At 69.7% G+C, this 17,339-nt stretch carries 17 protein-coding genes; all 17 read right to left on the bottom strand.

Annotation, left to right across the window (positions count from 1 at the left end; translation table 11 throughout):
* On the bottom strand, positions 1 to 664 hold a 664-nt coding region (locus tag AC07Y4_RS30570), incomplete at its 3' end, for an SH3 domain-containing protein (RefSeq protein ID WP_495275529.1).
* 78 nt (positions 665 to 742) lie between these two features.
* Positions 743 to 1,792, bottom strand: coding sequence for a homocysteine S-methyltransferase family protein (locus AC07Y4_RS30565; protein ID WP_070064057.1), 1,050 nt, complete (start codon positions 1,790 to 1,792; stop codon positions 743 to 745).
* A 56-nt stretch (positions 1,793 to 1,848) separates the two neighbouring features.
* A complete protein-coding gene (locus AC07Y4_RS30560; protein ID WP_487848893.1) occupies positions 1,849 to 3,006 on the bottom strand; it encodes a histidinol-phosphate transaminase in 1,158 nt (385 codons plus the stop codon).
* Entirely contained in the window at positions 3,003 to 3,824 is an 822-nt protein-coding gene (hutG, locus tag AC07Y4_RS30555; protein WP_487848894.1) for an N-formylglutamate deformylase, read from the bottom strand. The genes AC07Y4_RS30560 and hutG overlap by 4 nt, the downstream gene beginning before the upstream one ends.
* A gap of 6 nt (positions 3,825 to 3,830) precedes the next feature.
* The gene (locus tag AC07Y4_RS30550) at positions 3,831 to 5,213 is read right to left on the bottom strand and encodes a formimidoylglutamate deiminase (RefSeq protein ID WP_487848895.1); all 1,383 of its coding nucleotides are present in this window, start codon (positions 5,211 to 5,213) and stop codon (positions 3,831 to 3,833) included.
* Positions 5,210 to 6,466 (bottom strand): imidazolonepropionase, encoded by a 1,257-nt coding sequence (gene hutI / locus AC07Y4_RS30545; RefSeq protein ID WP_487848896.1) that lies wholly within the window; start codon positions 6,464 to 6,466, stop codon positions 5,210 to 5,212. Before hutI ends, AC07Y4_RS30550 begins: the two co-directional genes overlap by 4 nt.
* 23 nt (positions 6,467 to 6,489) lie before the next feature.
* Entirely contained in the window at positions 6,490 to 7,062 is a 573-nt protein-coding gene (locus AC07Y4_RS30540) for a HutD/Ves family protein (RefSeq protein WP_487848897.1), read from the bottom strand.
* The gene (locus AC07Y4_RS30535; RefSeq protein WP_062482282.1) at positions 7,059 to 7,727 is read right to left on the bottom strand and encodes an amino acid ABC transporter permease; all 669 of its coding nucleotides are present in this window, start codon (positions 7,725 to 7,727) and stop codon (positions 7,059 to 7,061) included. Before AC07Y4_RS30535 ends, AC07Y4_RS30540 begins: the two co-directional genes overlap by 4 nt.
* Positions 7,728 to 7,734: 7 nt before the next feature.
* Positions 7,735 to 8,487: a transporter substrate-binding domain-containing protein gene (locus AC07Y4_RS30530; protein ID WP_487848898.1), complete on the bottom strand. Its 753-nt coding sequence runs from the start codon at positions 8,485 to 8,487 to the stop codon at positions 7,735 to 7,737.
* Between the two features lie 52 nt (positions 8,488 to 8,539).
* Entirely contained in the window at positions 8,540 to 9,274 is a 735-nt protein-coding gene (locus tag AC07Y4_RS30525) for an IclR family transcriptional regulator (RefSeq protein ID WP_095951039.1), read from the bottom strand.
* Between the two features lie 133 nt (positions 9,275 to 9,407).
* Entirely contained in the window at positions 9,408 to 10,247 is an 840-nt protein-coding gene (locus AC07Y4_RS30520; protein WP_159273438.1) for a phytanoyl-CoA dioxygenase family protein, read from the bottom strand.
* A gap of 71 nt (positions 10,248 to 10,318) precedes the next feature.
* Complete coding sequence (gene hutU / locus AC07Y4_RS30515) at positions 10,319 to 12,046, bottom strand: urocanate hydratase (protein ID WP_070064049.1); 1,728 nt, start codon at positions 12,044 to 12,046, stop codon at positions 10,319 to 10,321.
* Positions 12,047 to 12,083: 37 nt separating this feature from the next.
* Entirely contained in the window at positions 12,084 to 13,646 is a 1,563-nt protein-coding gene (gene hutH, locus AC07Y4_RS30510; protein ID WP_487848899.1) for a histidine ammonia-lyase, read from the bottom strand.
* Positions 13,647 to 13,716: 70 nt separating this feature from the next.
* Positions 13,717 to 14,454: a histidine utilization transcriptional repressor HutC gene (gene hutC, locus AC07Y4_RS30505; protein ID WP_095743138.1), complete on the bottom strand. Its 738-nt coding sequence runs from the start codon at positions 14,452 to 14,454 to the stop codon at positions 13,717 to 13,719.
* A 7-nt stretch (positions 14,455 to 14,461) separates the two neighbouring features.
* Positions 14,462 to 15,256, bottom strand: a complete 795-nt coding sequence (locus AC07Y4_RS30500) for an ABC transporter ATP-binding protein (RefSeq protein ID WP_062481286.1) — start codon at positions 15,254 to 15,256, stop codon at positions 14,462 to 14,464.
* The gene (locus tag AC07Y4_RS30495; protein ID WP_370681937.1) at positions 15,241 to 16,086 is read right to left on the bottom strand and encodes an ABC transporter permease; all 846 of its coding nucleotides are present in this window, start codon (positions 16,084 to 16,086) and stop codon (positions 15,241 to 15,243) included. Before AC07Y4_RS30495 ends, AC07Y4_RS30500 begins: the two co-directional genes overlap by 16 nt.
* A 13-nt stretch (positions 16,087 to 16,099) precedes the next feature.
* Complete coding sequence (locus AC07Y4_RS30490; protein WP_487848900.1) at positions 16,100 to 17,065, bottom strand: ABC transporter substrate-binding protein; 966 nt, start codon at positions 17,063 to 17,065, stop codon at positions 16,100 to 16,102.
* Positions 17,066 to 17,339: the final 274 nt, after the last annotated feature.

The following is a 17,339-nucleotide window of genomic DNA, read 5'->3' as shown; positions in this document are numbered from 1 at the left end:
TCCGGCCGCCCGGATGCGGATGCGACACGCCCGGCGGCGGCCCGGGCCGGAAGCCCGGCTGCGGGCGCGGCGGGCGGAACCCCGGATCAACGGGCGGCCGGATGCCCGGCCCGTGCGGGGGACGGACCCCAGGTCCATGAGGTGGGCGGACCCCAGGTCCGTGGGGCGGACGCACACCAGGCCCCGGCCAGGGCCGCGGCTGCCAGCCCGGGTGCACGGGCGGCGGCGGGCGCCAGCCCGCGATCGGCGGCGGCGGGGGCCGGTGGCCCCACCAGCGCCGGTCGCCGTACCAGGGGCGGTCGCGGTAGTAGTCGGCCCAGTAGCTGCCGATCACGAAGCTCACGATCGGCACGCCGATGACCGCGCCGTAGGTGGCCAGCGGCACGCGCTGCTGCTGGTAGGCGTAGTCGAGGTTCCTGGCCCAGAGCCAGCCGCGCCCGCCGTCGGGCAGCACCACGTCGCACCAGCCGTAGCCGCTGGTGCAGCCGACCACGTCGACCGGTTGCCCCGGCCCGAGCCGTGCCACCAGCGGGTAGTCGCCCGAAGGCCCGGCGCGCAGGTTGACCGCGCCGCGCGTGAAGGCCTGCTGCGCCGCCGCGGCGAGCGGCAGCAGCAGGACGAGCGCGCCCAAGGCAGCGCGGCGCAAGAAGGATGTGGCGTTCATGGGAGGCTCCTGTGCGCCCCAGCGTAGGCGTGGGGCGGGGAGCCGTCAATCAGCCGAGGGCGCGCGCGGCGCCCGGCTTCAGGCGGCTTCTTTGTAGAAGCCGTTGCTGTTCAGGAGGCGGCCCTTGGCAGGCGCCACCGCCGCACCGATCGCCGCGATGTGGTCCGGCGTGGTGCCGCAGCAGCCGCCCACGATGTTCACCAGCCCCTCGGCCGCGAACTCGTGCAGCAGGCGCGAGGTGACGTCGGGCGTCTCGTCGAAGCCGGTGTCGCTCATCGGGTTGGGCAGGCCGGCGTTCGGGTAGCAGCTGATGTAGGTGTCGCCCGCCACGCGCGCCAGCTCCTGGATGTAGGGGCGCATCAGCGTCGCGCCCAGCGCGCAGTTCAGGCCGATGGCCAGCGGCTGCGCATGGCGCACGCTGTGCCAGAAGGCGGTGACGGTCTGGCCGCTGAGGATGCGGCCCGACGCATCGGTCACCGTGCCGCTGATGATCAGCGGCAAGCGCTGGCCGCTGTTGTCGAAATATTCGTCCACCGCGAACAGCGCGGCCTTGGCGTTGAGCGTGTCGAAGATGGTCTCGACCAGGATCACGTCGGCGCCGCCTTCGACCAATGCTTCGGTCTGCTCGTAGTACGCCGCGCGCAGCGATTCGAAATCGACGTTGCGCGCGCCCGGGTCGTTCACGTCGGGGCTGATGCTCGCGGTCTTGGGCGTCGGGCCGAGGGCGCCGGCCACGAAGCGCGGCTTGTCGGGCGTGCTGTACTTGTCGCAGGCCGCGCGCGCCAGCTTGGCCGATTCGAGGTTCATCTCGCGCGCCAGGTGGGCCATCTTGTAGTCCTCCTGCGCGATGGTGGTGGCGCCGAAGGTGTTGGTCTCGATGAGGTCGGCGCCGGCCGCGAGGTAGGCCTCGTGGATGTCGGTGATGACGTCGGGGCGCGTGAGCGACAACAGCTCGTTGTTGCCCTTCACGTCGCGCTCGAAGTCCTTGAAGCGCTCGCCGCGGTATTGCTCTTCGGTGAGCTTGAAGCGCTGGATCATCGTGCCCATCGCGCCGTCGAGGATGGCAATGCGGTTGGCCAGGATGCCCGGCAGCGCCTGGCCGCGGGTATAGATGAGGGGCTTGGTCATGTCCGCGATTGTAAAAACCCCGGTCTGGCCCGGCGCGCAGGCGGGTCTTGCCGGCGTCAGCCTTGGCCGCCCGCGATCTCCGCCAGCGCCTGCACGAAGCGCGCGTTGTCCGCGTCGGTGCCCACCGACACGCGGATGAAGGTCTCGAAGCCCGGCTCTTTCCAGGGCTTGACGATGATCCCGCGCGCCAGCAACGCCTCGTTGACCGGCGCGTTGGGCCGCCCGAGATCGACGAACAGGAAGTTGGCCGCCGAAGGCGCAATGCGCAGGCCCGGCCAGACCGACCCGGCCAGGGCGCGCAGCTGGTCCGCCAGCGCCTCGCGCTGTTGCACGGTGCGCGCCACCGCCTGCGCCATGAAAGCCTCGTCGCCCCAGGCCGCCAGCGCCGCGGCCTGCGCCGCCAGGTTCACGTTGAAAGGCGTGCGCACGCGGTCGAGCAGCTGCACCAGCGCCGCGTCGGACGCAATGCCGTAGCCCACGCGCAGGCCGGCCAGGCCCCAGGCCTTGGAGAAGGTGCGCAGCACGATCCAGGGGGAGCGGCCTTCGCCGGCCGCCTGCCAGGCGCGCAGCAGGGCGAGCACGTCGGGGTAGCCGGGCGCCAGCCGCGCATATTCGTAGTAGGCCTCGTCCACCACCAGCAGCGTGCCCGCGGGCACCGCCGCGAGCAGGCGCGCGAAATCGGCCGCATCGAACATGCAGCCGACCGGGTTCGAGGGGTTGGCCAGCATCACCAGCTTGGGCCCGCGCGCGAGCGCGGCGCACCAGGCGTCGACGTCGAAGCCGAGTTCCGGCGTGAGCGTCAGCAGCTCGACCTGCGCGCCCATCATGCGCGGGTAGATCTCGTGCAGGCCGAAGGCCGGGCGCTGCGTGAGCACGCGATCGCCCGGCGACAGCAGCGCCTGGCACAGCATCTGCAGGATGTCCTCGGAGCCGTTGCCGATCACCACCTCGCCGGGCAGCGCGCCGGTGCGCTGCCCGATGGCGGCACGCAGCGCCGTGGAGTTGGCGTCGGGGTAGGTGCCCGCGCGCGCCGCCAGGTCGACCAGCGCCCGCGCCACCGCGGGGCTGGGGCCGTACGGGTTCTCGTTGCTCGCCAGCCGCGCGATCTCGCTGACGCCGTAGCGCGCTCGCACGGCCTCCGAGGACAGCCCCGCGTTGTAGGGCGGCAGCGGCGGCACCTCGGGGCGCGCGAACGCGTGGATGGCGGCGCTCACCGGGCGCCGCCTTCGACGAAGGCCAGCACCGCTTCCAGCATGCGGCGCACGTGCGGCTTCACGCCCGCGGCCACGTCGGGCAGGTAGTCGAAGGGCAGCGCTTCCTGCATGTAGCTCGACTGGGTCATCTCCAGCTGCACCGCGTGCACGCCGCCGGCCGGGTTGCCGTACTGGCGCGTGATGTGGCCGCCCTTGAAGCGGCCGTTGAGCACGCCGGTGTAGCCCGGCGCCGATTCGGCGATGCCGCGCAGCGTGGCGGCCAGCGCGGGGTCGCAGCTCTTGCCATCGGCGGTGCCCAGGTTCAGGTCGGGCAGCTTGCCTTCGAAGAAGCGCGGCAGCACGGAGCGGATCGAGTGCGCGTCCCACAGCGCGACGGTGCCGTGCGCGGCCGTGAGGCGGTCGAGCTCGGCCTGCAGTTGCTGGTGGTACGGGCGCCAGACGGCCTCGCGGCGTTCGACAACTTCTTCGTCGGACGGGTGGTCTTCGGGCTTCGCATAGACCGGCGTGTCGTCGAAGGTGTCGACCGGGCACAGGCCGGTGACGCTCTGGCCCGGGTACAGGCTGGCGCCGTCCGGCGGACGGTTCAGGTCGACCACGTAGCGCGAGTGCGTGGCCACGAGCACCGAGGCGCCGAGTGCGTCGGCGAAGTCGTAGAGCTGTTCGAGGTGCCAGTCGGTGTCGGGCACGTGGCGCGCCTCGTCGGTGAAGCGCGCGGCCAGCGCGGGCGGCACGTGCGTGCCGACGTGCGGCATCGAGATCAGCAGCGGGCGCGTGCCCTGGCGGAAGCGGAACGCCGGTTCGGTGGTGGTGAAAGCCATGGGAATTCAGTCCTTGAGGAGTTGGGTGCGCGCGGCAACGAAGGCGGCTGCGGCATCGCCATGCAGCGCGTGGCGCCCAGCCGTGACGCGCGGGCGGCCCGCCACCCAGACCGCGTCGACGGCCGAGGTGCGGTGGCTCGCGAACACATGGGCCGAGAGCATGTCGGGCGCCGACAGGCCCTGCAGCGCGAGGTGATGGGCGTCGAGCACGACGAAGTCGGCCTGCTGCCCCGCGGCCAGCCCGCCGACCGCGCGGCCCGACGCCTGCGCCCCGCCCTGCACCGCTTCGAGCGTGAGCGCGGTGGCCACGTGCGGCTGCGCCGCGCTGGCGCCGACGTTGCGCTGGCGCCGGCCCAGGCGCTGGCTGTACTCGAGCATCAGCAGTTCCTCGGCCGCGTTGACGCTGGCGTGGCTGTCGGAGCCCACGCCCCAGGCGCCGCCGTGGCTGCGCCAGCGCGCAAAGTCGAAGATGCCGTCGCCCAGGTTGGCCTCGGTGGTCGGGCACAGGCCCGCGACCGCGCCGCTCTGTGCCGCGTATTCGTACTCGGCGTCGTTCATGTGCGTGGCGTGCACGAGGCACCAGCGCGCATCGACGCTCGCGTGGTCGAGCAGCCATTCGACAGGGCGCAGGCCGCTCCACTCCACGCAGTCGTCCACTTCCTTCGTCTGTTCGGCGATGTGGATGTGGACCGGCGCGGTGCGGTCGATGGCGTCCAGGCCGGCGAGCGCCTCGCGCAGCGCCTCGGGCGGCACGGCGCGCAGCGAATGCGGCGCCAGGCCCAGGCGCGCGCCCTGCGCGTCGCAGTCGGGCTTGAGCGCGTCGAGCAGGCGCAGCATCGACTCGGTCGAGCGGATGAAGCGGCGCTGTCCCTCGGTGGGCGGCTGGTCGCCGAAGCCGCTGGTCTGGTAGAGCACCGGCAGCAGCGTGAAGCCGATGCCGGTGTTGTGCGCGGCGCGCAGCAGCGCGCGGCTCAGTGCCGCGTCGTCGGCGTAGGGGCGCCCGTCGGTGTCGTGGTGCACGTACTGGAACTCGCACACGCTGGTGTAGCCCGCCTCGAGCATCTCGGCGTAGAGCCAGGTCGCGATGGCCTCCATGTGCTGCGGGCCGAGGCGCGCGGCAAAGCGGTACATCAGCGTGCGCCAGCTCCAGAAGCTGTCCTGCTGTTCGGCGCGGTGCTCGGTGAGTCCCGCGAAGGCGCGCTGGAAGGCGTGCGAATGCAGGTTGGGCATGCCGGGGATCACCGGGCCGGTCGCCACCTGCGCGCCCGCCGGCGGTTGCGCGCCGGACTGGACCTGCGTGAGCCGGCCGGCGTCGTTCCACGTCAGCAGGACGTTCTTCGTCCAGCCTGCGGGCAGCAGCGCATCGGCTGCGAAAAGCGTGTGTGTCATTCGGTGGCTCCGATGGCGATGCGTCCCTGGCGCACCACGGCGCGCACCGGCTGCTGGCCGAACCAGTAGGCCAGCTCGGCGGCGTCGTGCAGGTTCCAGAGCACGAAGTTGGCGGGCATGCCGGGCGCGATGGCGCCATGCGTGTCCTGCAGGCCCAGCGCGCGCGCGGCGTGCACGGTGACGCCGGCCAGCGCCTCGGGCACGGTGAGGCGGAACAGCGTGCAGGCCATGTTGACCATCAGCAGCAGGCTCAGCGTCGGCGAGGTGCCGGGGTTGTGGTCGGTCGAGACGGCCATCGGCACGCCCGCGGCGCGCAGCGCATCGATGGGTGGCAGGTGCGTGTCGCGCAGCGTGTAGTAGGCGCCGGGCAGCAGCACGGCCACGGTGCCCGACTGGCGCATGGCCGCGATGCCCTCGGCCGACAGGTGCTCGATGTGGTCGCACGACAGCGCGCCGTAGCGCGCGGCCAGCGCCGCGCCGCCCATGTCCGACAGCTGCTCGGCATGCAGCTTCACCGGCAGGCCCAGCGCCTGGGCGGCCTGGAAGACCTGCTCGGTTTCTTCGAGCGAGAAGGCGATGCGTTCGCAGAACACGTCGACCGCATCGACCAGCCCTTCGGCCGCGAGCGCGGGCAGCATCTCGTGGCAGACGAGGTCGATGTAGTCGCCGCTGCGGCCGGCGTATTCGGGCGGCAGCGCGTGCGCGCCGAGGAAGGTGGTGCGCACGGTGACGCCGTAAGCCTCGCCAAGTCGCCGCGCCACGCGCAGCTGCTTGCGCTCGTGTTCGAGCGCCAGGCCGTAGCCCGACTTGATCTCGATGGCGCAGACGCCGTCGGCCAGCAGCTGCTCGAGGCGCGCGGCGGCCTGGGCGAACAGCGTGTCTTCGTCGGCTTCGCGCGTGGCGCGCACCGACGACACGATGCCGCCGCCGGCCTTCGCCACTTCTTCGTACGTGGCACCCGCCAGCCGCATCGCGAACTCGTTGGCGCGCTGGCCGCCGTAGACCAGGTGCGTGTGGCAATCGACGAGGCCGGGCGTGACGAGCGCGCCGCCGCCGTCGTGCGGCGCGAGCCCCGCGAATTCGGCGGGCAGGTCGGCGCGCGCACCGACCCAGCGGACCGTGCCCTGCGCGACCACGAGGGCGGCTTCGGCGTCGGGCGCCAAGGTGACGCCGGGCGCCGCACCGGGCGCCAGGCGCAGGCCGGTCCACAGGCCGTCGGCCGAGGGGAATTCGCTGGGGGGTGTCATCGTCATCTCCTGTTCTTTGCTTGGGCCGCTCAGGCCGGCACGAAGCGCACGGCCACCAGCCGCGCGCCGTCGCTCGCCGGTGCGGCCTGCCATGCCTGCGCGGCGTCGGTCCAGCACAGGCCCTCGCCGTCGCCCAGGGCTTCGCCGTCATTCAAGCGCCACTCGCCGCGCAAGGCCAGCAGCACGCCGTGCGGCGCGGGCGCGATGTCGGAGGCGCGTTCCAGCACCTGCACGTCGGCGCGCCACTGGCCGCCGCGCGCCATCACGTTGAAGTCGTTCGAGGCGCCGCCGAGCAGCGTGCAGTCGATCGGGTCGTCGCCCGAGAAGGCGAAGGGCTGGTGCGGCACGTCGAGCCGGTGCGACACGCGGCCGTCGTGCGTGAAGAGGCGCACGCCGTCGCCTTCGAGCAGCATGATCTGGCGGTCGATGCCCGGGAACACCGAGAACGGGCCGGGCGACGCGATGGTGGCGATGCTCACGCGCCAGCCGAAGCTGTCGAGCCCCGCGCCTGGCGGCCAGCTGGCGATTTCCTGCGTGGTGCCGCCGCCGTTCTTCCAGGGCGTGGCGCGCAGGGTCGCGCGCGAGAAACGCTGCACGCTCATCGCATCAACCCGCCCTGGCGCAGCTTCTGTTCGAAATGCCGCAGGATCAGGGTCATCGTTCCCGTGAGCATGAAGTACACGAGCGCGATGGCCAGGTACACCTCGAGCGAGCGGTACGACACGCTGATGATCTTCTGGCCTTCGTGCATCACGTCATGAATGGTCAGGAGCGACACCAGCGCCGAGTTCTTGATGAGCGCGATGAACTCGTTGCCCAGCGGCGGGATCATGCGCACCACGGCCTGCGGCAGCACGATCTGGCGCATCGCCACGCCGGGCGTCATGCCCAGCGACTGCGCGGCCATGGTCTGGCCCTTGTCGATCGACTGGATCGCGCCGCGCACGATCTCGGACACGTAGGCGCCCGAGTACACGCCGAGCCCCAGCACGCCGCACACAAAGGCCGGCAGCAGGATGCCGAAGTGCGGCAGGCCGAAGAACAGGATGAACAACTGCACCAGCAGCGGCGTGCCGCGAATCGCAGCCACGTAGGCGGTGCACACGCCGTAGATCCAGCGCCGCTTCGGGTTCAGCCGGCCGATGCCGACCAGCAGGCCCAGCACGCAACCCAGGGCCAGCGCGCAGGCGGTGATCTCCACCGTGACCAGCGCGCCGCGCAGCAGGTCGGGCCAGCCCTGCCAGACGGGCGAAAAATCGAAGTCCATGGCGCGCTTACTTGGCGGTGGCGCTGAACCACTTCTTGACGATGGCCGCGTAGGTGCCGTCGGCCTTGAGCTTCTCGATCGCGCCGTTCACGGCCTTGGTGAGCTCGGGCGTGTCCTTGCGGATGGCCATGCCGTATTCCTCGGTGGTGATCTGCTCGTCGAGCACCTTCAGGCCGCCGCGCGTGCGCACGTACTGGAAGGCGGCGGGCTTGCCGGTGACGGCGGCGTCGGCGCGGCCGATGTCCACGAGGTTGAACATCTCCTGGTTCTTCTCGACTTCCATCAGCTGCACCTGCGGGAATTTCTCCTTGGTGTAGGCCACCGACTTGGTGCCCACCTGCACGCTGACCTTCTTGCCGTTGATGTCGGCCGGCTTCTTGATGGTCGTGTTGTTGTCCTTCACCATGACCACGAGGCCGCCGGCGTAGTACGGCACGGTGAAGTCGACGACCTTCTTGCGCTCGTCGGTGATGTAGATGCCCGAGACGGCCATGTCGAAGCGCTTGGAGATGAGGCCCGGCACGAGGCCCTTGAAGTCGATGTCGATCCACTCGATCTTGCGACCCAGCGTCTTGCCGATGGCTTCCACCAGCTCCACGTCGAAGCCGGTGCGCTTGCCGTTTTCCACGAACTCCATCGGCGGGAAGGTGGCGTCGGTGGCCACGCGCAGCGGCTCGCCCTGGGCTTGCGCGGCGCCAGCGAAACCGAAGAAAGCGAGGCCGGACAGGGCGGCGGCGACGAGGGTGCGACGGGTGTTCATGGGAGGGCTTTCGTGGAGGTGAGGGAGGGAGAAAGAAAAGAAAAAGCGGCGACTACTGCAGTGCGCGCGAGATGCGGGCCGCCGTGACGACGGTCATGTGGACCAATGCAGCTTCCATGCCTTCGACGCGCGTGAGCGGCGCCATCAGCGTGATCGCCCCGCGCAGGCGCCGGCCCGCGGCCAGCACCGGCGCGCTCGCGCCCCACACGCCGGCATCGACCTCGCCGTGCGTCACGGCATGGCCGGCGGCGCGGATGGCGTCGAGTTCGGCGGCGCGCTCGGCGCGGCGTTCGGGGCCTTCGTCCAGGCCGTCGAGCAGCAGGTCGCGCGCGTCGTCGGGTGCGTGGGCCAGCAGGCACTTGGCGCTGGCGCCGTCGCGCGCGGGCACGCTGCGGCCGCGGTCGAAGGAGCAGCGCAGCGACTGTTCGCTGTCGATCATCTCCAGGCACACGACGCGCTCGTTCACCAGGGTGACGAGCGCCACGCTCTCGTGGCTTTGCTGCGCCAGCACGCGCATGTCGGCGCGCGCGGCCATCACGAGGTCGGAGTTGCCGTCGAAGCCGCTGGCCAGCTGCACGCTCACCGGTCCCGGCGAGTAGCGGCCCTCGGACTCCATCACGAAGCCCCAGCGGCGCAAGGTGGCGACCTGGCGGTACAGCGTGCTCTGCGACAGGCCGGTGGCCTGCACCAGCTCGGCCGCCGTCATCGCCGCCTTGCTTTGCGCCAGCACCGACAGCACGAACAGCGCGCGGTCGTTGTGGGCGGGAGCGTCAAGGGGGGTCGTCATCGGGGGCAATCGCTGGGCGGTCGAAAGTGGATGCGGCGTGCAGTATCTTGCTCGCCGTTCTCACGACCAAGCCCGAATTCCCACTCGATGGGAATGAGCGCGTTTTTTCTTTCTACCTTCGTCTTACCGGGGCTCAGCGCACCAGCAGCGGAAAGAGCGGATCGTCCATCGGCGCGCCGGCCGGCAGGCGCTCGGCCAGGCCCGGGAAATCGGGTGAGGTCTTCCAGCTGCGCGGGGCGTGGCGGATGTCGTCGCCCAGGAAACGCACCGAGAACACGCGGCGCCGGTTCGGCCCCTCGACGCCGGCGGCCGCATGCAGCGTGAGCATGTGGAAGCAGACGAAGTCGCCCGGCTCGATGTCCCAGCCGACGATGGGAAAGCGCTCGCGCGCACCCTCGATGTCGGGCAGGTCGTCGAGGCTGCCTTCGGGGAACCACTTGGCGTGGTTGTCCATGAAGGTGCGCGGCATCAGCCACGGCCCCTTGTGGGAGCCGGCCACGAACTCGAGCGTGGCGGCACGCGACACCGGGTCGACCGGAATCCACATGCTGACGTTCTGCATGCCCTCGATGTTGTAGTAGGGCTGGTCCTGGTGCCACGGCGTGCGCTGGCGCGTGCCGGGTTCCTTCACGAGCAGGTGGTCGTGGTACAGGCGCACGGTGTCCGAGCCCATGAGCCGCTGCGCGAGGGGCGCCAGCGGTGCCTGCCGGATGAAGCGGCCGAAGGCGTCGATCTCCTGCCAGTTGCAGAAGTCCTCGAAGAAACGGCCCGGGTCGTCGGGCCGGCTCGCGACCTTGGCGCGCGGGCTGGGCGCCGCCAGGTTCGCCTCGATGCCGTCACGCAGCAGCGCGAGTTCGTCGGCCGTGAGCAGCTGGCGGATGCAGACCGCGCCGTCGCGCTGAAACTGCGCCACCAGCGCGTCGTCCACGCGTTCGCGCACGCGGCGCTGCAGGTCGCAAGCATCGAGGGTCATCGTCGGGTCTCCTTCGGGTGTGGGGTGTCGGGTGACCCGCTTTTTTACTTCACCTGCGGCGCCTGCCGGCCTTACTTGATCATCGGCAGCTTCAGGCCCTGCTTCTTCGCCGTGGCGACCGCGATGTCGTAGCCCGCGTCGGCATGGCGCATGACGCCGGTGGCCGGGTCGTTGAAGAGCACGCGCCCGATGCGCTTGGCGGCCGCGTCGGTGCCGTCGCACACGATCACCACGCCCGAGTGCTGCGAGTAGCCCATGCCCACGCCGCCGCCGTGGTGCAGGCTGACCCAGGTCGCGCCGCCGGCCGTGTTGAGCAGGGCGTTGAGCAGCGGCCAGTCGGAGACGGCGTCGGTGCCGTCCTTCATGGCTTCGGTCTCGCGGTTCGGGCTGGCGACCGAGCCGGTGTCCAGGTGGTCGCGGCCGATGACGATCGGACCCTTGAGCTCGCCGTTCTTCACCATCTCGTTGAAGGCCAGGCCGGCGATGTGGCGCTCGCCCAGGCCGAGCCAGCAGATGCGCGCGGGCAGGCCCTGGAAGGCGATGCGCTCGCGCGCCATGTCGAGCCAGCGGTGCGTGTGGGTGTTCTCGGGGAACAGCTCCTTGATCTTGGCGTCGGTCTTGTAGATGTCTTCCGGATCGCCCGAGAGCGCCACCCAGCGGAACGGGCCCTTGCCCTCGCAGAACAGCGGACGGATGTAGGCCGGCACGAAGCCCGGGAAGTCGAAGGCGTTCTTCACGCCTTCGTCGAACGCGACCTGGCGGATGTTGTTGCCGTAGTCGACCGTGGGAATGCCCATGGCCTGGAAGTCGAGCATGGCCTGCACGTGCACGGCGCACGACTTGGCGGCAGCCTTCTTCAGCGCGTCGTGTTGTGACGCGTCCTTCATGGCGGCCTGCCACTGCGGCACGCTCCAGCCCGAGGGCAGGTAGCCGTTGATCAGGTCGTGCGCGGAGGTCTGGTCGGTCACGAGGTCGGGCTTGAGGCCACCGGCCTTCGCGCGCTTCACCAGTTCCGGAAGGATGTCGGCCGCGTTGCCCAGCAGCGCGATCGACACGGCTTCCTTGGCGTCGCAGTGCTGCTTGATGAGTTCGAAGGCGTGGTCGATGTCGCGTGCCTGCTTGTCGACGTAGCGCGTGCGCAGGCGGAAGTCGATGCTCGACTGCTGGCACTCGATGTTCAGCGACACGGCGCCGGCCAGCGTGGCCGCGAGCGGCTGCGCGCCGCCCATGCCGCCCAGGCCGGCCGTCAGGATCCACTTGCCCGCGAGGCTGTTGTTGTAGTGCTGGCGGCCGGCTTCGACGAAGGTCTCGAAGGTGCCTTGCACGATGCCCTGGCTGCCGATGTAGATCCAGCTGCCCGCCGTCATCTGGCCGTACATGAAGAGGCCCTGGCGGTCGAGCTCGTTGAAGTGCTCCCAGTTGGCCCACTTCGGCACGAGGTTGGAGTTGGCGAGCAGCACGCGCGGTGCGTCGGCATGCGTCTTGAACACGCCCACGGGCTTGCCCGATTGAATGAGCAAGGTCTCGTCGTCTTCCAGTTCCTTCAGCGAGGCGAGGATCTGGTCGTAGCAGGCCCAGTCGCGCGCGGCGCGGCCGATGCCGCCGTACACCACGAGGTCTTGCGGGCGCTCGGCCACTTCGGCGTCGAGGTTGTTCTGCAGCATGCGGTACGGCGCTTCGGTGAGCCAGCTCTTGCAGTTGAGCTCGGTGCCGCGCGGGGCGCGGATCACGCGGGTCGGGTCATGGCGCGGATCGGCGCCGGTGGGGGTGTTCAGGGCGAATTTGTCGGGTGCGTTCATGGCGTGGTTCTCCTTGTCGGGTGGCGGTCGGTACGGATCACTTCGAGTGGCTGGGCAGGATGTCGAGCAGCGCGGCCGGCAGGTCGGCCGCGAGCGCCCACAGGCGCATGGCTTCGATGTCGGGTGCGAGGTAGCGGTCGGTCTCGAGGAACGCGACCTTCTGGCGGATGCGGGCGAATTCCGCTTCGACCAGCGGCGAACTCTTCAGCTTGCGCTTGAGCTCGATGCCCTGGGCGGCGGCCATCGCTTCGATGCCCACCACCACGGCGGTGTTGTTGACCATGTCGCCCAGGCGGCGCGCCGCGAAGGTGGCCATCGACACGTGGTCTTCCTGGTTGGCCGAGGTCGGCAGGCTGTCGACGCTGGCGGGGTGCGCGTGCGACTTGTTTTCCGAGGCGAGCGCAGCGGCCGTGACCTGCGCGATCATGAAGCCGGAGTTCAGGCCGCCGTCGCGCACCAGGAAGGGCGGCAGGCCCGACAGGCCGCTGTCGAGCAGCAGCGCGAGGCGGCGCTCGGCGATGGCGCCGACTTCGCTCACGGCCAGCGCAATGATGTCGGCCGCGAAGGCGACCGGCTCGGCGTGGAAGTTGCCGCCCGAGATCACTTCGCCGGTGTCGCAGAACACCAGCGGGTTGTCCGATGCGGCGTTGGCTTCGATGACCAGCACGCGCGAGGCGTGGGCCAGGTTGTCGAGGCAGGCGCCCATCACCTGCGGGATGCAGCGCACCGAGTACGGGTCCTGCACGCGGCCGCAGTCGGCGTGCGAGGGCACGATCTCGCTGCCGTCGAGCAGCGTGCGCACGGCGCCGGCCACGGCGATCTGGCCGGGCTGGCCGCGCGCGGCGTGGATGCGCGCGTCGAAGGGCTTGATCGAGCCCTGGATGGCTTCGAGCGACAGCGCGCCCGACATCAACGCGGCGGCGAACACGTCTTCGGCGCCGAACAGGCCGGCCAGCGCCAGCGCGGTCGACACCTGCGTGCCGTTGAGCAGCGCCAGGCCTTCCTTGGGGCCGAGCACGAAGGGTTCGAGGCCGATGCTGCGCATGGCTTCAGCGCCGCTCACCTTCTGGCCGTCGGCCAGCGTGGCTTCGCCTTCGCCGATGAGCACGCAGGCCATGTGGGCCAGCGGCGCGAGGTCGCCCGAGGCGCCGACCGAGCCCTTGCACGGGATGCTCGGCGTGACGCCCGCGTTGAACAGCGCCAGCAGCGCATCGACCAGCGCGGGCCGCACGCCCGAGTGGCCGCGCGCCAGGCTCACGGCCTTGGTCGCGAGGATCATGCGCACCACCGGCGCGGCCAGCGGCTCGCCCGTGCCCACGCTGTGCGAGAGCACGAGGTTGCGCTGCAGCTCGGCCAGGTGGTCGTTGCCGATGCGCGTGCTGGCGAGCTTGCCGAAACCGGTGTTGATGCCATAGACCACCTCGTCGTTCTCGACGATGTGGCGCACCGCGGCCTCGGCCTTGGCCATGCCGTCCTGCACCGACGGGTCGAGCGCAAGGTGCACGCCGCCGGCCTGGATGCGTCGCAGCATCGCAAGGTCGACCTTGCCGGGCGTGAGGGTCAATGTGGCGTGGGGAGTGGCGGTGTGATTGCTTGGCATGTGAACCTGTCTATACAAGTGGTTGCGAGAGAAAACGTGGGCCTCTGAGGGTCGAAAAAAAACGGTCTGTCTAGCCGAAGGTCGGGTTGCCGTCGGACTTGAAACGACTGCCCAGGCTGTAGCGGGACGCGGGATGCAGGCAGCGCACCCAGGTCACGGGCGTGTTGCGGATCCAGGTGCGGCGCGTCAGCAGCAGGCAGGGGTCGGTGGGCGCCATCGCGAGCCGCTCGGCCTGTTCGGCGCTGGGCAGCACGGCATCGACGACGTGTTCGATCTGGTCGAAGGGCACGTTGCGCACCAGGTACTCGCTGGGCGGCACGACCGTGAAGTCCTGCTCGAGAAAGTCGGGCACGACCTGCGGGTTGACGTAGCGCTCCTCGAGCTGCACGGGCGTGTCGTTGTCCAGGTGCAGGCAGGCGCTGTGGAACACCGAGTCGCCCGCGCGCAGGTCGAGCCAGGCGGCCACGTCGGGCGAGGCCGCGAGGCGCTCGACCGCGAGCATCTCGCAGCGGTAGTCGTGGCCGCGCTGGCGGATCTCGCTGGCGATGTTGGCGATCTGCAGCAGCGTCGACTGTGGCTTGTTCTCGGCCACGAAGCTGCCGACGCCGGCCACGCGCACGATGCGGCCCTGCTCCATGAGCTCGCGCAGGGCGCGGTTCACGGTCATGCGCGCCATGCCGAACTGCGCGACCAGCTCGTTCTCGGAAGGCAGGCGGTGGCCGGGCGGCCACGTGCCGTCCTGGATCTTTCGGGAGATGTGATCCTTGACTTGCGCATAGAGCGCGAGGGACGGCAGGTCGCGTTTCATCGTGCTTTCAATGTTCCGCGGCGGCCATCGACTCGGCGCGGATTTCTTCGGTCAGGCGCGCCTTGATGTCCATGAACTCGGGCGAGGTCTTGATGGTGTAGCTGCGCGGGTGCGGGAAGTCGACCGCGATCTCGGTCTTGATGCGGCCCGGCCGCGCGCTGAACACCGCCACGCGGTTGGCCATGAAGATCGCCTCGTCGATGTCGTGCGTGACGAACAGCACCGTCTTCTGCGCCGACTCCCAGATGCCCAGCAGCAGCTCCTGCATGAGCACGCGGGTCTGGTTGTCGAGCGCGCCGAAGGGCTCGTCGAGCAGCAGCATCTTGGGGTCGTTGGCCAGCGCGCGTGCAATGGCCGTGCGCTGCTGCATGCCGCCCGAGAGCTGCTTGGGAAAGTGGTGCTCGAAACCGCGCAGGCCGACCTTGGCGATGAAGAACTCGCTGCGCTCCTTCTGGTCGGCCTCGCTCATGCCGCGCTCGCGCAGGCCGAAGCGGATGTTCTGCGCCACCGTGAGCCACGGGAACAGCGTGTAGCTCTGGAACACCACGCCGCGGTCGGCGCCCGGGCCTTCGATGCGCTCGCCGTCGAGCATCACCTGGCCGGTGGTCGGGAAGTCGAGCCCCGCCACGATGCGCAAGAGCGTCGACTTGCCGCAGCCCGAGGGGCCGAGGATGGTGACGAAGTCGTTCTCCTTCACCTCGAAGTCGATCGGCTGCAGCGCCTGCGTGCGCTGGCCCTTGGTACCGGTGAAGACGCGCGAGACGCCTTGAATGGAGAGTTGGTTCTTCACAGTGCAGCCCATGCAAACAGACGGCGATTCATCGCCTTGAAAGCGAAGTCGGACAACAGGCCGATGACGCCGATCACGATGATCCCGAAGATGATCTGCCCGGTGTTCAGCAGCGCCTGGCTGTCGGTGATCATGTGGCCGATGCCCGACGAGGAGCCGATGAGTTCCGCCACGATCACATACGTCCAGGCCCAGCCCAGCACGAGGCGCAGCGTTTCGGCGATGCCCGGCGCGGCGCCCGGAATGAGCACGCGCGCCACGATGCCGCGGCTGTTGGCGCCCAGCGTGTAGGCGGCCTCGACGAGGTCGCGCCGCGCGCCGCCCACGGTGACGGCCACCATCAGCACGATCTGGAAGAACGAGCCGATGAAGATCACCAGCAGCTTCTGCATTTCGCCCAGGCCCGCCCACAGGATGAGCAGCGGGATGAAAGCCGAGGCCGGCAGGTAGCGGCAGAACGACACGAAGGGCTCGAAGAAGGCCTCGACGGTCTTCCAGGTGCCCATGGCCACGCCCAGCGGCACCGCGATGACGGCCGCCAGCAGGAAGCCGCCGAACACGCGCCACACGGTCATGCCGATGTCGCCGATGAAGCCGTACTCGGTGAAGAGCAGCCAGCCCTCCTTGACCATCGTGATCGGGCTCGCCAGGAAGGTGGGCGACACGAAGCCGCCCAGCGTGGCGATGCCCCACACCACCACGAAGAGCACGAAGAAGCCCAGCCCCAGCATCGTGCGCGCGGACGCGCTGATGGGTTCGAGCGGCGCGAACACGCGACGCCGCACGGGAGGCGCGGGCGGCGGCGTCACGGCGCGCGCCGGAGCGGCGGTCATCGGTTGCATCTGCGGCAAGGCCTTACTTGACATAGCTGGCGTCGAAGGTGGCGGCATAGTCTTCCGGCGCCTTGCGGATCACGCCGGCCTCCAGCAGGATGGCCGCGGCTTCCTTCATGAAGCTGGTGAGCTCGCCCGCGAAGAACTTCTGGTTGGCGGCCTTGTCCTGCCAGCGCAGGTAGGCCGACGACTTGGCGAACTGCTCGCCGCTTTGCTTGACGGCCGAGCCCATGAGTTCGTTGGCCTTGGCCGGGTCGGCCTTGATCATGTCCAGCGCGTCGAAGTACGACTTGGTGAGCGCGGCAGCGGCCTTGGCGTTGGTCTTGAGCCAGGTGGGCGCGCAGCCGACGGTGTCCATCACCATCGGGTAGTCGAGCGTGGTGGCCAAAATCTTGCCGGCGGCCGGGTTGGCGCGCACGGTCGACAGGTAGGGCTCGTAGGTCATGGCGGCGTCGTTCTGGCCGGCCACGAAAGCCTGCGCGGCAGGCTGCGGCTCGAGCGAGACCACCTTCACGTCCTTCAGGCTCATGCCGTTCTTGCTGAGCATCCAGGCCAGGCCGAAGTACGGCGCGGTGCCCGGGGCGCTCACGCCGATGCTCTTGCCCTTGAGGTCGGCAAAGCTCTTCACGTCGTTGCGCACGGCCAGGCCGTCGGCGCCGTAGGACTTGTCCATCTGGAAGATCTGCACGATCGGCACGCCGTTGGCGTTCCAGGCCACGTGCGTCTCCACCGTGGTGGCCGCGCACTGGATCGCGCCGGAGGCCAGCGCCAGGTGGCGGTCCTTCTGCGGGATCATCTTGAGTTCGACGTCCAGCCCGTTCTTCTTGAAGATGCCGGCCTTGTCGGCCAGCGAGAGCGGCGCAAAGCCGGTCCAGCCGGACATGCCGAGCGAAATCTTCGTGTCCTGGGCGGCGGCCGTTCCGGCCATGCCCGCTGCACATGCACCTGCTGCCAGCAGCGAAGCGACTTTCACAACTACCTTGACCATGGGGACTCCTGGTTCCATTTTTTGAGAGAGGTGACTCGGCGATACATGCCCGGGGGATATGGGCAGCACGCCTCGCATTGTTGCCAGGCGCCCCAACTTGTATATACAGGATAACCCGAAAGTCCTGTTTTGGTTCATCTCCGAGAGAAATGCCCCAGTTTGCTGTCTAGACAAGAGGGGTGCCGGGACGGGGTTCACCATTGCAAACGCCGTGCCACAGTCATATCGGAGCCGCTGGGGGACAATCGGCGTCCGCCCCGGCTCCGGCCCTTTT

The organism is Variovorax sp. GW460-12-1-14-LB1, assembly GCF_059423605.1.
The sequence above is the reverse complement of the archived record's forward strand: the minus strand, read 5'-3'. Positions and strand labels throughout refer to the sequence as shown.

What these genes read in the sequence shown, in the direction of transcription:
- AC07Y4_RS30565 (WP_070064057.1), bottom strand. Translation starts at nt 1,792, where the DNA reads ATGACCAAGCCCCTCATCTATACCCGCGGCCAGGCGCTGCCGGGCATC.
- hutG (WP_487848894.1), bottom strand. Translation starts at nt 3,824, where the DNA reads ATGGCTTTCACCACCACCGAACCGGCGTTCCGCTTCCGCCAGGGCACG.
- AC07Y4_RS30550 (WP_487848895.1), bottom strand. Translation starts at nt 5,213, where the DNA reads ATGACACACACGCTTTTCGCAGCCGATGCGCTGCTGCCCGCAGGCTGG.
- hutI (WP_487848896.1), bottom strand. Translation starts at nt 6,466, where the DNA reads ATGACGATGACACCCCCCAGCGAATTCCCCTCGGCCGACGGCCTGTGG.
- AC07Y4_RS30540 (WP_487848897.1), bottom strand. Translation starts at nt 7,062, where the DNA reads ATGAGCGTGCAGCGTTTCTCGCGCGCGACCCTGCGCGCCACGCCCTGG.
- AC07Y4_RS30535 (WP_062482282.1), bottom strand. Translation starts at nt 7,727, where the DNA reads ATGGACTTCGATTTTTCGCCCGTCTGGCAGGGCTGGCCCGACCTGCTG.
- AC07Y4_RS30530 (WP_487848898.1), bottom strand. Translation starts at nt 8,487, where the DNA reads ATGAACACCCGTCGCACCCTCGTCGCCGCCGCCCTGTCCGGCCTCGCT.
- AC07Y4_RS30525 (WP_095951039.1), bottom strand. Translation starts at nt 9,274, where the DNA reads ATGACGACCCCCCTTGACGCTCCCGCCCACAACGACCGCGCGCTGTTC.
- AC07Y4_RS30520 (WP_159273438.1), bottom strand. Translation starts at nt 10,247, where the DNA reads ATGACCCTCGATGCTTGCGACCTGCAGCGCCGCGTGCGCGAACGCGTG.
- hutU (WP_070064049.1), bottom strand. Translation starts at nt 12,046, where the DNA reads ATGAACGCACCCGACAAATTCGCCCTGAACACCCCCACCGGCGCCGAT.
- hutH (WP_487848899.1), bottom strand. Translation starts at nt 13,646, where the DNA reads ATGCCAAGCAATCACACCGCCACTCCCCACGCCACATTGACCCTCACG.
- hutC (WP_095743138.1), bottom strand. Translation starts at nt 14,454, where the DNA reads ATGAAACGCGACCTGCCGTCCCTCGCGCTCTATGCGCAAGTCAAGGAT.
- AC07Y4_RS30500 (WP_062481286.1), bottom strand. Translation starts at nt 15,256, where the DNA reads ATGGGCTGCACTGTGAAGAACCAACTCTCCATTCAAGGCGTCTCGCGC.
- AC07Y4_RS30495 (WP_370681937.1), bottom strand. Translation starts at nt 16,086, where the DNA reads ATGCAACCGATGACCGCCGCTCCGGCGCGCGCCGTGACGCCGCCGCCC.
- AC07Y4_RS30490 (WP_487848900.1), bottom strand. Translation starts at nt 17,065, where the DNA reads ATGGTCAAGGTAGTTGTGAAAGTCGCTTCGCTGCTGGCAGCAGGTGCA.